We start from the raw sequence: 15,507 nt of genomic DNA, 5'->3' as shown, positions 1-15,507 counted from the left end.
TAGACAAAATTCTGATTCGCATTAAAGTCAATATGCATTGCCTCAATTAAAATTTATTCAATTTCTGTCCTAGAAAAGTCAGATGTTTCATAGGCTGACCACTTGATATTATAATTTTTCAGGTTGTGAAGTTAGGTTCTATGTGGAGAGACGTTAAAAACGATTTCACGTTCCTCTTACACAGGCAAACTCATAAAAAGATTTTATCAAAGATACTTTTATATACCCTTTATAAGTAATAGAGCTGAATATTATCAGTCATCGCTACCGCAAAAGTTAAAGAATATTCTCCGTAAACTAGGCGGTAAGAGTTCCAAAAATATGACCGATAGTCATGCGATATACTTTACCATCAACTCCTCAAATACTTTATAAGTTTTATAAATCTGTGATACAAAGAGACTAATCCTTTTGCAAGACCAATCATTCATGAGTACAATAATCTTCGACTAATTATCCAAACAACTGCCTTATATTCAGATGTAATGGGGACAAATAAATATAAATAAATAATACGATCTTTTCTTTTAATTAATCAAATTGTCTTTAGTGGTTGTTAAATTTAATTTCTACTTTTAAAATCCAGGCATATAGTATATATATACTATATGCTAACAGGTGAATTATAATTTCATCAGATACAACTATTTGGTACTTAAATAAATTTACCTGTTATATATCTATATAATAAAGATTATATCGTTGTTTTCTATATGTTTAATAGTTTTCTCCGTCTACTTATACCTTGTTCTAGTTTAGCAATTTTTATTTTGTCTCTTTGGACAATTCATAAAAATTTTCACCACTATAATGCTCAAAATATCTGGAATATCTTATCAACTATTCCTTTATCTAATATTATTAAAGCAATTGCTTTAACAGGTCTAAATTATACAATTATGACTGGATATGATTGTCTAGCAGTGAATTATATTCGTCACACTCTTTCCTTTTATAAAAAAGCTTTAGCAAGCATTATTTGTTCAGGTATAAGTAATAGTGTAGGTTTTACCCTCGTGAGTAGTTGTATTATTCGTTATCGTCTCTATTCTAATTGGGGACTATCTCTTACTAGCATCACTCAAATTTCTACTTTTTGTAATTTAACTTTTATTTTAGGACTATTTATTGTAGGAGCAATTGTTTTTATAACAAATCCTTTAGAAAATACTAATATATTAAATTTTCCATTTGTCTCTGTACAGCTATTAGGAGTGATTTTTCTTTTTTTAATTTTAGGTTATTTGTTAGTAACAATTTTTTCTAAAAAACAAGTTAAAATTGGTCAATGGACTTTACCTCATCTTTCAGTCAAACTAATTCTAGGTCAATTAATTGTATCTACATTAGATTGGTTGTTAGCGGCATCAGTTTTTTACTCTGTTTTCAGTTCATCTGTTTATTTATCTTATTCAACTTTTTTGGAAATATATATATTAGCACAAATAGTGGGGTTAACAAGTAATATTCCAGGAGGTTTAGGTGTTTTTGAAGCAATTATACTTGTATTTTTATCTCCTTATATTTCTACAGAAAATATACTTTTATTTCTCTTTATTTATAGGTTAATTTATTATTTTATTCCTTTAATAATATCCGTTGTATTGCTTGGGGCATATGAGTTAAAACATATTATTCTACAATCTAATTCTATGTCTTTAAAAAAATTTTTTTGACTTTATACATTAACTATATAAAACTAACTTGGTGATAACCATGCTATTTGATAATTAAAATCAACAAAAATCTTGTTATTATTTATATTATTTGAATAATATAAATAATAACCTCTCTAACAATTATTAGAGAAGTTATTAAAATCATAAGCTATGCTAATTAACTACCACTAACAGCTAACCAAAATTAACCTTAACTACTTTATTTTTTTCATCTTCAGCTTTAGGAATAGTTAAGTGAATAATACCATCTTTGTATTCGGCAGCAACGTTAGTGTTATCAACTAATGAAGGAAGTGCAATCTTCCGTTCAAGCTTACCATAACGGAATTCACTTTGGGTCATTCCTTTATCATCAGAAACCATTTCTTGCTTGCGTTCGCCTCTAATATAAACAGCCTCTTTAGTTACATGAATATCGAGATCTTCTGCTTTCATCCCAGGCACTTCTAATTTGAGTAAAACTGCCTCATTGGTTTCCGAAATTTCGGCTGCAGGTATAGAAGATAACTCTCTTATATTCCGCTCAAAAGTGGACGGAAAAACATCATTAAATAAACGGTTCATCTGACGCTGAAGAGTATCTAGTTCACGGTTATTATTGTAGCGAATAAGTGTCATATAAAAACTCCATCAACTTTAATTTGTTGCTTTAATCTATAGTTATATACTAAATATAATTATCTATTAGATCAATACGGTTTATACAACAGAAAAGGTGTAGTTTTCCTAGAATAACTAATGCAAAAAAAACAGGTAAATAGCTAGAGACTGAAGTTGAGTTATTTACCTACTTTCAATTTATGACTTCCAAGTCCTCACTCTTTGAGATTTTTAATTGATAATTCGGAATTTAGACAAAGGGACTGACGTACACTAAAGAATAGGTTGGTAAAATATGGCTGAACATGAATTAACGTTAACTTTTCGTCAACTCGCCATAGTCATCAGTCCATGTTCTAATTGTCTTGTAATCTCTAGTGTTTAGCAAAGTACATGAGTGAACCTCTTTATGAATACGCCTGGCTAATACCCGTCTTACCTTTAGTTGGGGCGATGCTAGTTGGGTTAGGACTTATTTCCTTTAATGAAGGAACTAACCGCCTACGACAAATAAACGCAGTCTTCATCATCTCCTTCTTAGGCGCATCGATGATAATGTCCCTCGCTCTGTTGTGGAGTCAAATTCAAGGACATGCTGAGTATACTCACATGATTGAATGGGCTGCAGCCGGCAATTTCCACCTTAACATGGGTTACACTATTGACCATCTCAGTGCCTTAATGAATGTCATCGTCACCACTGTTGCTTTTTTAGTGATGGTGTACACTGATGGTTATATGGCACATGATCCTGGATACGTCCGATTCTATGCTTATTTAAGTATTTTCAGCGCATCAATGCTGGGGTTGGTTATTAGTCCCAATCTAGTCCAGGTTTATATTTTCTGGGAATTGGTGGGAATGTGTTCCTATCTGTTAATTGGATTTTGGTTTGATCGCAAAGCTGCTGCAAATGCTTGTCAAAAAGCCTTTGTAACCAACCGAGTAGGAGATTTTGGACTACTATTGGGAATGTTGGGGCTATATTGGGCTACTGGAAGCTTTGACTTTCACGTCATGGGTGAACGTCTCGAAGAATTAGTTTCTGTAGGAACTATAGCACCAGCTTTAGCAGCTTTATTTGCTATTTTAGTATTTTTGGGACCTATTGCTAAATCAGCCCAATTTCCGCTCCATGTTTGGTTACCAGATGCAATGGAGGGACCTACTCCGATTTCTGCTTTAATTCACGCAGCAACAATGGTAGCAGCCGGGGTTTTCCTAGTAGCAAGAATGTACCCTGTCTTCGAACAAATTCCAGTAGCAATGTCTACTATTGCTTGGGTTGGAGCGTTGACCTCCTTTTTAGGGGCAACTATTGCTTTAACTCAAAATGATATTAAGAAAGGTTTAGCCTATTCTACTATCTCTCAATTGGGTTACATGGTAATGGCTATGGGTATTGGGGCATATAGTGCCGGATTATTTCATCTGATGACCCATGCTTATTTTAAAGCCATGTTATTCCTTTGTTCTGGGTCTGTTATCCATGGGATGGAAGGAGTTGTAGGTCACGAACCAATTTTGGCTCAAGATATGCGATTAATGGGTGGATTACGTAAGTATATGCCCCTGACTTCCTTCGCCTTTTTAGTAGGAACTTTAGCTATTTGTGGGATTCCTCCCTTTGCCGGTTTTTGGTCAAAAGATGAAATTCTAAGTCTTGCGTTTGGAGCTAACCCTGCATTGTGGTTAGTGGGTTGGTTGACTGCAGGGCTTACTGCATTTTATATGTTCCGTATGTATTTCATGACCTTTGAAGGAGAATTTCGCGGCAATGATCAAGCTATCAAAAATCAATTATTAGCTTCTTCGAATGTATCTTCTTCCCTTCCTCAAGACGATCATGAGCACAATCATAGTCATTCTCCTCATGAGTCTCCTTTCACTATGACCCTCCCTTTGTTAATTTTGGCAATTCCTTCAGCCTTTATCGGTTTATTAGGAAAACCTTGGGATAATAGTTTTGAGGGATTTATTTTTGCTCCAGGGGAAGTTATTGAAGGAGCTACTCATTTTGATTGGACTGAGTTTCTAATTATGGCCGGAAATTCTGTCGGTATTGCTATTATTGGAATTACAGTTGCTTATTTTATGTATCTGCAACATAAAATTGATCCTGCAGCTATTGCTAAAAAATATCCTGCTTTGTATCAATTTTCTCTCAATAAGTGGTACTTTGACGATTTTTATCACAACGTCTTTGTTCTGAAATGTCGTCGGTTAGCTCGTCAAGTTATGGAAGTGGATTATCGTGTCCTTGATGGAGCAGTGAATCTAACCGGATTGGCTACCATTATAAGTGGAGAAGGACTGAAATATCTAGAAAATGGTCGCGCCCAATTTTATGCTTTAATTGTCTTTGGAGCAGTGTTGGGATTTGTGATTATTTTTAGTGTAGCTTGACGTTAGTTCAAATCTGATTTAGAAACTAAAAAAGGGGTAAACCCCTTTTTTAGTTTCTAAAATAGAAAATTAAAATATAATCAAAAAGACTATAATATAAAAATATTTAAATAAGTTATTTAGTTGATAGGGAATAATATACTAATTAAGTACAAAACCATCAGTGAAGCTAAAGTGCTGTAGTTATACTTCACACGAAGAAAATAGCAACAATTATAATTTGAAGTTTAAAAAATAATTTTTATTCTCTAAAATTATAACATTCGGTATTCATAATATAGAGAATAAAAATTAATATAACAACCACAAATAAATTTAAAATATATTAATAATGAAATTAAATAACATCTAATTTCATTATTAATCAAAAGTATAGGTTTTAAAAAATAGTCAAATTATTGATAGACTATATTGATATATATAGTATCAATTATATATTGACACCCAATAGAAATAAGAGTGACTGATAAAAAAATACAAAAATAAATTAAATATAACAATACTTATACTTTTGTGTTAATAAAACAATATAGCTCCTTTAACAAGAGGTAAATGGCAATAAATATTTTATTAATTATCTTAAAGTTTAATTTATTTGTAGCAAGCAAAAGATGTTATTTTTCTATAGAAAAATAACATGTAAAGCTAGGCACTAAACCTTGTATGTTCTATACTAGTTTATAGACATAAACTAGATTAAAAAATAGTAATTTACTACAGTAAATTATTTAAAATAGATATCATTTATTTTCTCAATAATATTTAGATGTATAAGGATTGTTTTAAACAACTATCTAAACTTTTTTTAAAAAAATGTATTTCACTATAAAAAAGTAGTTTTTGATAAAAACTTACATAGTTGCTTAAATTCTAATATAAATAGTAACTAAATAAAGTTTTTATCAAATAAATCGATCTAAAAATAGTTAGTTAAAACAATATAAATATCACCATAACTAAAATAATTTAATTATATTTATATAATTTAGAATTACTAAAATAAGTATATAAATACTGACTGACAAATAATTATTAAAAATATTATAATATAAAACCATAAAAGACTTTTCTCTTTTTTGTGTATAAACTCAAAAAAAAACTAAAATAAAAGTGTTATCTATATAAAGCAAAGTTATAAATAAATGTCTCCATCTTTAGATAGTATTGCTCTCTCAAACTGTATTGACAGAATTTTAGTTCCTCAAGGAGCTGAATATAAAGCCGTTTGTGACGGACTCAAAATAATGCGCCAATTTAATACCACAATCAAAGTAATTCAGATTCCTGCAGGATTTTTACCTTTTAAATATTATCTTAAACAATGGCAGAACACTCATGATTTTATTAGTCATCCTCCAAAAGGGATCTTGCTAATGGGGTTGGGCGGAGGTTTATCTCCCTATTGTAGGGTAGGTGATAAAATTCTTTACCAAGAATGTTGTTTAATTTCAGATAATACTTCTTCTTTATCGTGGCAAACATGTGATATAAATTTGAGCAATTTAGTATATCATCATCTTAATCAAAAAATTTTACGAGGCAGAGCAGTTACAAGCAGCCACATCATCACTTCAGCCCAGGAAAAATGGCAGTTAGTCCAACGTTATCAAGCTGATGTAGTAGATATGGAAGGAATTCCCCTTTTAGAGTTTTGTAACTTTTTAAAGATTCCTGTTGCCGTAATCAGAGTTATTAGTGACAATTTTCAACAGGACTTACCTGATTTAAATCCTGCATTAGGGGCGGATGGAAGCTTAAATCCTTGGCAGCTGACACTTCAAATGTTAAAAAAGCCTTTAAATTCGATCCATTTAGTTAAAAGTTCCCTAAAAGGGTTAGGAATACTAAAACAACTTTCAAAGGATCTTGCTATAGCATTCACAGTATCAGTTGTGAAATACTAATTTCAGTCATAAAAAAACAACTTTGTTGTAACTTATTTCCAATTGCTATACTTTTTATATAAAGTATTGATGATATTTATAAGCAGCATAAGCCAGTGTAATCACTCCTGTCAAGATAGCAGACTCATCTATTTCGAATTGAGAGTGATGTAACGGGTAGTTAGGCTTATCAGGAGGAAAGCCCACTCCCAGACGAAACATACTTCCTGGAGCATGTTCAAGGTAAAGAGAAAAATCCTCTGCTCCTAAAGATGGTTCGGATAAAATGTGCAGATACTCGTTTCCCCAGGCCTCCCGACAAGTAGATTCAAGAATCCGAGTCAATTCTATGTTATTCTGAACGGAAGGAACCCTCCGACGATAATCAATCTCGTATTTTGCTCGGTAGGGATTACAGACATTAGCGACTATCTCTTCAATCCACTGAGGTAAATTAGCGTGGGTATCAGGGTGAAGGGATCGTACTGTACCAGACATTCTTACCTGATCTGCGATGATATTAGGAGCGTGCCCACCGTTAATTTGTCCAATGGTTAATACTACGGGATGCAAGGGATTTTGAGTTCTACTAATAGCTTGTTGAAGAGTTGTAATAACCTGAGAAGCAATCCAAATTGCGTCAATAGCCTTATGTGGACGGGCTCCATGACCTGACTCTCCTTGAATAAAAATCTCTATGTCATCAGCTGCAGCAGTTAAAGTTCCGTAGCGAATCCCTACAGAACGGGCTTGAAGAGAAGGAAAAACGTGTAGCCCAAAAATAGCGTTTACATTGTGCATTGCTCCATCTCGAAGCATCCAGCTTGCTCCTTGAGCAATTTCTTCTGCAGGTTGAAACAAAAATCTTATGTTCCCTGGTAATCGTTCAGCCAACTGAGAAAGAACCATAGCAGTTCCTAACCCCACCGTTGTATGGACATCATGTCCACAAGCATGCATAATACCAGGTTTACATGAGGCAAATTCTAAGTCAGTTAGTTCATCTATCGGTAGAGCATCCATATCGATACGAATAGCAAGGAGGCGTGTATCTGTCCCATTTCCGTTCAAGTTTCCCACCACTCCTGTTTTTCCAAAATTTTCCTGAACTTGAATACCACAGGAGGAAAGAACATCAGCTACATAAGCAGCAGTTTGATACTCTTGCCCACTCAATTCAGGGTGAGAATGAAGGTGGCGACGTATTTTAATAAGTCTTGGAAACAGGGACTCGGTGATATCTTTAATTTCAGACAACATGAGAGTTGATCAATTGGAGGGCTCATAACGTTATTTTATATACTGAATCTAATCTTACGACACGAACTTTTCAACCCAATAATAAAGTCTACTAAGTTTATACACATATTGTTCTGAGTTATTCACAATTAAGCGAATAACTCAGAACAAACATCAAATTAGTTAATTTTTGTGGAATTAACTTCATATCTATTGGAACGATTTATAGTAAATAAAAATTATACTTGCATAACTAAAGTAATAAAATTATACTAAGAAATAACAGTTAACATTTGTGGTTTTTTATTTAATCTTAATCTAATTTATACATTAAATTAGATTAAGATTAAATAGTCATTAATTATGTTTGGTATTAATAATAAACAAATATTATATAAACCTCAATAAAATTATGTAATTATAATTCAACTTGTACCGTTATTAAGTTATTACAAATGTAGAGTTTATATAAAATTCTTGAAAATGTATATTACAATTTTACATACTAAATATAAGTTTTTTACTATATAAATAAATTTTTATATAACACACTAATTAATATATCTAATAACGTAACTAGGATATTATAATAACTATTATATCCTAGTTTGGGAATATTTTATTATTTATTTTGCAATTTTTTAGCAAAATAAACCTCGATATTTTGTCTAATTGCTATATAATATAAACCAAGATAAACAACCTTTATTGTACATTAATACATACTGTATCTATCCAAGTGTCTAATAGCTAAATTTAAAATAGTTTAATTTAATAAAGTAGTAAAATTAATTTTTATAGTCTGGAATAAATATACTTTTTTACCATATTAATTCTACTATGACTTTAGAAAAAAACCAACGTTACTTCAATAAGTTACTTTCTTTTAAATAGATATATTATATTAAAATAATAACTGTGTTTTCTATTTTTACGACATCTATAAACCAAAATAAAAAATATTTTGGGGTTTGAGTATTTTATATAAATTTACTTTATTATTTTGCACAACAATATCATGATTTAGAATACCTATTCTTAATAAGATTTAGCAGTCAATTATAATAATAATTTAATTTTTAAAAAAGTTTAAGGCTTTGTGTGAACTTGTATAAGTTACTGGACTTGTAGTACTTATTTTTAAATATAGCATAAAGAATAAATATAAGCTTACTAAAAATTAAATTATATTTTATTGAACAATATATACTTGTTTTTTTAAAACAAATAAGTTGTAAATTACAGTATATTTAAGATTAAATATAGATTTAAATATTGCTTTTTTTATAAAAACTATCGAGAATTAATAATGTTAATCCTCGATAAGATAACTAAAATTTAAGCAGTTTGGGATTGTCCTTGAGGTTGAAATTGAAATAACGAGTACACTACATTTCGACGAATATCAATCATCATTTCTAAAAACATCTCATACCCCTCTTGCTTATATTCAATTAAGGGATCTTTTTGCCCATAACCTCGTAAACCAACAGATTCCCGTAACGCATCCATTGCCTGGAGATGTTCGCGCCATAGAGTATCAATTTGTTGTAGAATAAAAAACCGTTCTGCCTCGCGCATCAATCCAGGACGAATTTTATCCACTTCATCTTCTTTTATGTCGTAGGCTTTACGTACTTCTTCATGGAGAAATACCTTCATTTCACTAACTGTCATATCCCCCATGTCTTGAGCAGTAATGTCTTGCAAAAGATAAACGAACTCCTTGACTTTGCCCACTAAGTTATCTACATCCCATTCTTCTGGAGGTAATTCTGGGTTCACATAAGCATCTACAATTTCATCCATAGTCTTTTCAGCATATTGGAGAACTTGTTCCTTAAGATCTAATCCCTCGAGAACTCGGCGACGTTCAGCGTAGATGGCACGACGTTGGTTATTCATTACTTCATCATATTCAAACACCTGTTTACGGGTATCGTAATAAAAGGTTTCTACCTTTTTCTGTGCTCCTTCTAAGGAACGAGTGAGCATTTTGGACTCAATGGGCATATCTTCCTCAACACGAAAAGCATTCATTAAACCGGCTACACGATCACCACCAAAAATTCTCAATAGATTATCTTCTAAACTCAAGAAAAATTTTGTTGATCCTGGGTCACCTTGTCGTCCTGCCCTCCCCCGTAATTGGTTGTCAATACGTCGGGACTCATGACGTTCAGTTCCCATGACGTTGAGACCTCCCAGTTCCACTACCTCATGTTGTTCGTTATCAGTAACAGTTTTATAAGACTGGCGAATAGCCTTATAAACCTCCCGTAATTTTTTAATCACAGGATCATTGGTAGGAGCTTTTTCTGAAGCAACTGCGATTTTTTCTTCGGCTTCAAGCTCTGATAAACTTTGTTGTCCGTAATTATTAACGGCTATTTTAAGCATATCCTTTAGCATTTCTTCTATGACAGGAGAGAGCTGGGTAGGAAAAATGTCTGAATCAGAAGGACTCCAGTTTTTGACTTTCTTTTTTCCTTGTCCAAACCCTTGAGACCGACGACTTCCAGTGTTTCCCGCCATCGCCACCATAACACCATCGTCTTCTGGTATCACAATTTGGGGCATAAGAAATTCCCGTATTTTTAGCCGTGCCATGTAATCAGCATTTCCGCCTAAGATAATATCAGTTCCTCGCCCTGCCATATTAGTAGCGATAGTAACTGAACCTTTTCGTCCCGCTTGGGCGACAATTTCGGATTCTCTTTCTACGTTTTCAGGACGGGCATTGAGGAGATTATGAGGGATTTTTTTTGCCCGAAGGAGTTGAGAAAGAACTTCTGATTTTTCAACACTAGTAGTTCCTACAAGAATAGGCCGTCCTTGATGATGTAATTTTTCCACTTCAGCGGCTACAGCTTGCCATTTAGCAGATTCAGTTTTATAGACAACATCAGGAAAATCGTAGCGTTTAGAAGGTCTGTTTGTAGGAATAATGGTAACTTGAAGATTATATACTTTTTCAAGTTCTGTTTCTTCAGTTTTTGCAGTCCCTGTCATCCCTGAGAGTTTAGGGTAGAGAAGAAAGAAATTTTGATATGTAATGGTGGCTAAAGTTTGAGTTTCTTTTTGAATATCTACCCCTTCTTTTGCTTCAATGGCTTGATGTAATCCGTCACTCCACCGCCGTCCAGGTAACACCCTTCCGGTAAATTCATCGACAATTACAACTTCTTTATTGCGAATCATATAGTTAATGTCTTTAACAAATAATTCCTTAGCTTTAATAGCGTTGAAAATATAATGTGCCCAGGGGTTTTCTTGGTCGTAGAGATCTTTAACTCCTAATAACTCCTCTGCTTTCTCGAAACCTTGATCAGTCATCAAGACATTCCGAGCTTTCTCATCTACTTCATAATCTCCTGGTTCTTCCTCACTTTTTTGCGTAACAAGTTGCGCAGCAATAGAAGCTGCCTTGAGATATTTTTCGGTAGGACGTTCTATCTGTCCTGAAATAATCAGAGGAGTTCTAGCTTCATCAATTAGGATGGAATCTACTTCATCAATGATACAATAGTTAAAAGGCAATTGAACTACTTCAGCCATAGCGGTAGCCATATTGTCTCGTAGATAATCGAACCCTAATTCGCTGTTAGTGGTGTATGTAATATCACAAGCATAATTCTTTTTTCGTTCATCAGGGCTCATTCCTGCTTGAATTAGCCCGACACTAAGTCCTAAAAAACGATGAACTTGTCCCATCCATTCAGCATCCCTACGGGCTAAGTAGTCATTAACAGTAACAACATGGACTCCTCTTCCAGTCAATCCATTAAGATAAGCAGGAAGAGTTGCTACTAAGGTTTTTCCTTCTCCTGTTTTCATTTCTGCAACTTGCCCTTTGTGTAGAACGATACCACCAAGAATCTGAACGTCAAAATGGCGCATTCCTAAGACTCGGATCCCAGCTTCTCGCACTACAGCAAAGGCTTCAGGTAATATCTCATCTAAGATATCCCCTAACTCGTCATCATCTTTTGCTTTGTCTATTACTTCTCTAAATTCGACTGTTTTTTGCTTGAGTTCTTCATCAGATAATTTTTGAATGTCTTCTTCAAGCAAATTCACTTCTGTGACTAAAGACTGAAATTTTTTGAGTTTGCGGGTGTTTGGGTCACCAAATAGAGTTTTAAGCATAGGTTTCTTTTAGAACTTATTCTAATTGTTTGAGGATTAAGGCTCTAAGATGTCTAAAATGACGATTTTTGTCTTGAACTATAAAGATTAAAGACTGATAAAGACGTTATGAGTCATTGTATCATCTAGGTTTTAGTCCAGTTTTCCCCCTGATCCTAATGAGGAGATGAATAATGATGTATAAAAAATTTATTATTAGAAATGTATAACTTAAATTATATTAAGTCAGCTTTGATATGACTTATATAAACTAAAAGTGTTTAATTCTCGTTTATAGATATTTAGAAACATTATAAATCTCAAAATACGACTGTTATAAATTTTATTTGATTAAATAGTTGATTGGATTAATAATATTAAATCTATTCGAAATAAATAGTATCTTTACTGATTTTTTATATAAAAACTTTAAAGTTACAAGTTATTGAAACAAAAGTTAAAATGATTCAAAACCAACAAATATTAGATATAAAGTTTTAATAAGCTAATTTTATATATTAATAATCTAAGCTGTAAAGTACATAATATTACGGTATATTTTTAACAAAAAGTATCATTTTTATTTTATTAAATACAAAGTACAGTATAAACAAAAATAACTTGTAATAAAACATACTATAAGACTTAATAAATTAAAAGTAAAGTTTATACGAAGATAATTTTAGCTATAATTTATCTTGTATCCAAACGATAAAGACTAAAATAGTTTTTACAATATTAAATACATATTATATTTCCTGAACTTGGTAATAATATATACTTTAAACAGAGTCGATATCAATTAACACTATAGTGTTATATATTCAGTGCTTTAGGTCTAATATTTAAAGTGTTAAATCTGTAAAAAATATGAGTTTTAAAAGAGTTATTAGTGCTATTTTTTATATATAATCTATCTCTAAAAATATTGCTTAATTATTAATATTATTCATTATATGATGATGGGTAAATCATAACTATATTACGGCTATTATTGCTTATTGAAGTATTTTTATTAGCACAATTAAAATTATCAAAGCAATAGTAAAGCTAAAATTCATGAATTTTAGCTTTACTATTGCTTTGATAACTCCTTTAAAGTTTATAGTCGATAGTTTAATATTTTGGGCACTATTGTCTCAAGAATTAGGATAATGATGTTGCATTAATTTGGTTGAAATCACTATAATAGTTTTGGTAATATTAACTATAACCTCCCCAGGAGTAACATCCCACTGTGTTTACCACTACACTATCACACCCATCTCCACAATTTAATCAAATTCCTAATGATTTATTTACAGCGATAAATCAACTAAAAAAAGAGTTGAATGCTGTTATTCTAGCCCATTATTATCAATATCCTGATATTCAGGATATTGCAGATTTTTTAGGTGATTCTTTAAGTCTTTCTCAACAAGCAGCTAGCACAAATGCAGATGTTATTGTTTTTGCAGGGGTTCATTTTATGGCGGAAACAGCTAAAATTTTGAATCCTGATAAACTAGTCTTGCTGCCTGATTTAGAAGCTGGTTGCTCTTTAGCTGATAGCTGTCATCCGGATATTTTTGCTCAATTTAAAGCTCAATATCCAGATTGTATCGTGGTTTCCTATATCAATTGCAGTGCTGCTATTAAAGCGATGAGTGACATCATCTGTACAAGTTCTAATGCCGTCAAAATTGTTAAGCAACTCCCAAAGGATCGCCCTATTATTTTTGCTCCTGATCGTAACCTAGGAAAGTATGTAATGGAACAAACAGGACGGGAGCTAATTCTATGGCAGGGTAGTTGTATAGTTCATGAAATCTTTTCAGAAAGGAAATTAATTCAATTAAAAATAGAAAATCCCCGTGCGGAAATAATTGCTCATCCTGAATGTGAAACTGCTGTTCTACGTCATGCTGATTATATTGGCTCAACTACAGCTTTGTTAAAATACTGTCAACAAAGTTCTAGTAATGAGTTTATTGTGGCAACCGAGCCAGGAATTATTCATCAAATGGAAAAAGTTGCATCTACGAAACACTTTATTCCTGCACCGGCAATGAATAATTGTGCTTGTAACGAATGTCCCCATATGAGGTTAAATACACTAGAAAAATTGTATTTAGCCATGAAATTTAAACAACCAGAAATTATTTTAGATACATCCATTATGATTGCTGCTTTACGTCCTATTCAAAAGATGTTGGAGCTATCTCGCTAGTTATTGATTTATATATAATAATTAACTAAATTTTCTATACTCTACAACAAGATACAGGCTGTTAGCCTTTATTAGTATACTGAGTCTTGTTGCTAGAGGTATTTTGTGGTGTTACCGAGATTATCTTATATGTATTCTATATTTAACAACGAGAGTTGACATAATAAACTCTACTTTTATATGTTACATTATAGTAGTACTGACAATGAATGCAGAATTTGATATCAAGACTATTGGTTAAACAATTCACCGTTTTTGCTAGCAAAAGACTAGATTGTAAACCTAAGAAAATTATGTTCATTATTTTTTAAATTAGCTTCGGATATTAATTATCTAAAAAAAGAAGGTGAAATTTGATTCCTTCCATAGACAATTAAATATACTATGTAAAATATAATTTATGATTTCGAAGTATAGAATTGTATCTCAAAGAATTGGTTATTCCCATACACACAGACAAAAATTATAATTTACTTAAGCATTGTTGTCTTAGCCTTTACTTTCTGTAGTAGGTTCAGATTTTTTGATGTTTTCATAGATTCTATTATACTAAAAAATAAACTATTCAAATCAAAAGAGCTTCATCATAGTTTTATTTTAAATATTAATGAAGATATTATCAATTTAAACCATGTATATTAATAGCATTAATGATAATATTAATATGTAAAATTCTAATAATAGAAGTAGATTTTTTATATAAAAATGGAAAATTACTTTTAACAAATTTTAATTTTAATAAATCCTTAGAAATATTCGCAGTCAACTTCTATCTAATTTGATATATGATCTACTCAAAATTTTTATTAATTCATAAACTATATAAATAATTAGGATCAAAATAAATGGTGAAGAAGATAGAGAATTATAACTAAATAAGTTTAACTCAACTCAAATATCCAACACATACATTCAGAGTAATACTATAGTCTTGCTGAAGTTTTTTAAAATTTATTTAGTTTTTTATTAAGCTAAATAATTATTAGTTATTAGGATATTTTTTTTTCTTTTTCTTTTTCTATAAAGTTGTTAAAAAAGCATTTTATTTCACTTAGCGTATAGTGCTATAGTACTTTTTTTTATTCAAATCAATCATATAAAAATCTTCCAATATTCTGTTTGACTGTCTAAAGTATTTTCTTTTTATAAAACTTTACATCTTTGTTATTTTCTTTATATTTTAGAAAAAAGTTTATGCTTTTGTCTAAGTCCTAATTAAATTTTTTAGAGCGCTAGTTAACCTCTATAGTTTTTGAATATCTAAGTGTTTAGGCAATCCGGTATTTGATTATCTCTTGATAAGTCACTCTCCTATTTCATACTTATTTAGGTTCACTAATTCAATATAATTAACTACATATAA

The 15,507-nt window shown here is 31.5% G+C and carries 7 protein-coding genes; 4 read left to right on the top strand and 3 right to left on the bottom strand.

The genetic code is table 11. The features are described from left to right. The first annotated feature begins 713 nt into the window (after positions 1-713). Complete coding sequence (locus tag OXU93_RS06895; protein ID WP_267383459.1) at positions 714-1,676, top strand: lysylphosphatidylglycerol synthase domain-containing protein; 963 nt, start codon at positions 714-716, stop codon at positions 1,674-1,676. Positions 1,677-1,853: 177 nt separating this feature from the next. Here OXU93_RS06895 and OXU93_RS06890 read toward each other — a convergent pair whose 3' ends face one another. Continuing rightward, the gene (locus OXU93_RS06890) at positions 1,854-2,297 is read right to left on the bottom strand and encodes an Hsp20/alpha crystallin family protein (RefSeq protein WP_267383458.1); all 444 of its coding nucleotides are present in this window, start codon (positions 2,295-2,297) and stop codon (positions 1,854-1,856) included. 375 nt (positions 2,298-2,672) lie between these two features. On the opposite strand from OXU93_RS06890, the gene OXU93_RS06885 reads away from it, so the two are divergent. Together OXU93_RS06885 and OXU93_RS06880 are read left to right on the top strand one after the other, a co-directional pair. Beyond that, complete coding sequence (locus OXU93_RS06885; protein ID WP_267383457.1) at positions 2,673-4,685, top strand: NAD(P)H-quinone oxidoreductase subunit 5; 2,013 nt, start codon at positions 2,673-2,675, stop codon at positions 4,683-4,685. Between the two features lie 1,142 nt (positions 4,686-5,827). Continuing rightward, the gene (locus tag OXU93_RS06880; RefSeq protein WP_267383456.1) at positions 5,828-6,589 is read left to right on the top strand and encodes a hypothetical protein; all 762 of its coding nucleotides are present in this window, start codon (positions 5,828-5,830) and stop codon (positions 6,587-6,589) included. Between the two features lie 54 nt (positions 6,590-6,643). Here OXU93_RS06880 and OXU93_RS06875 read toward each other — a convergent pair whose 3' ends face one another. Continuing rightward, on the bottom strand, positions 6,644-7,828 hold the full coding sequence (locus tag OXU93_RS06875; RefSeq protein WP_267383454.1) for a M20 family metallopeptidase: 1,185 nt from the start codon (positions 7,826-7,828) through the stop codon (positions 6,644-6,646). 1,317 nt (positions 7,829-9,145) lie between these two features. After that, positions 9,146-11,956 carry a preprotein translocase subunit SecA gene (gene secA / locus OXU93_RS06870; protein WP_267383453.1) on the bottom strand — a complete coding sequence of 937 codons (2,811 nt, stop codon included), beginning with the start codon at positions 11,954-11,956 and terminating at the stop codon, positions 9,146-9,148. A 1,216-nt stretch (positions 11,957-13,172) separates the two neighbouring features. On the opposite strand from secA, the gene nadA reads away from it, so the two are divergent. Beyond that, positions 13,173-14,144, top strand: coding sequence for a quinolinate synthase NadA (gene nadA / locus OXU93_RS06865; RefSeq protein WP_267383451.1), 972 nt, complete (start codon positions 13,173-13,175; stop codon positions 14,142-14,144). Positions 14,145-15,507 lie beyond the last annotated feature (1,363 nt).

It is taken from the genome of Cyanobacterium sp. uoEpiScrs1 (assembly GCF_947331815.1).
Lineage (GTDB): Bacteria > Cyanobacteriota > Cyanobacteriia > Cyanobacteriales > Microcystaceae > Rippkaea.
This window is presented reverse-complemented; position numbering and strand designations above follow the sequence as displayed.

Bases quoted from the DNA above. Each gene is read 5' to 3' on its own strand.
- OXU93_RS06885 (WP_267383457.1), top strand. From the start codon at position 2,673: ATGAGTGAACCTCTTTATGAATACGCCTGGCTAATACCCGTCTTACCT.
- OXU93_RS06890 (WP_267383458.1), bottom strand. From the start codon at position 2,297: ATGACACTTATTCGCTACAATAATAACCGTGAACTAGATACTCTTCAG.
- OXU93_RS06880 (WP_267383456.1), top strand. From the start codon at position 5,828: ATGTCTCCATCTTTAGATAGTATTGCTCTCTCAAACTGTATTGACAGA.
- OXU93_RS06895 (WP_267383459.1), top strand. From the start codon at position 714: ATGTTTAATAGTTTTCTCCGTCTACTTATACCTTGTTCTAGTTTAGCA.
- secA (WP_267383453.1), bottom strand. From the start codon at position 11,956: ATGCTTAAAACTCTATTTGGTGACCCAAACACCCGCAAACTCAAAAAA.
- OXU93_RS06875 (WP_267383454.1), bottom strand. From the start codon at position 7,828: ATGTTGTCTGAAATTAAAGATATCACCGAGTCCCTGTTTCCAAGACTT.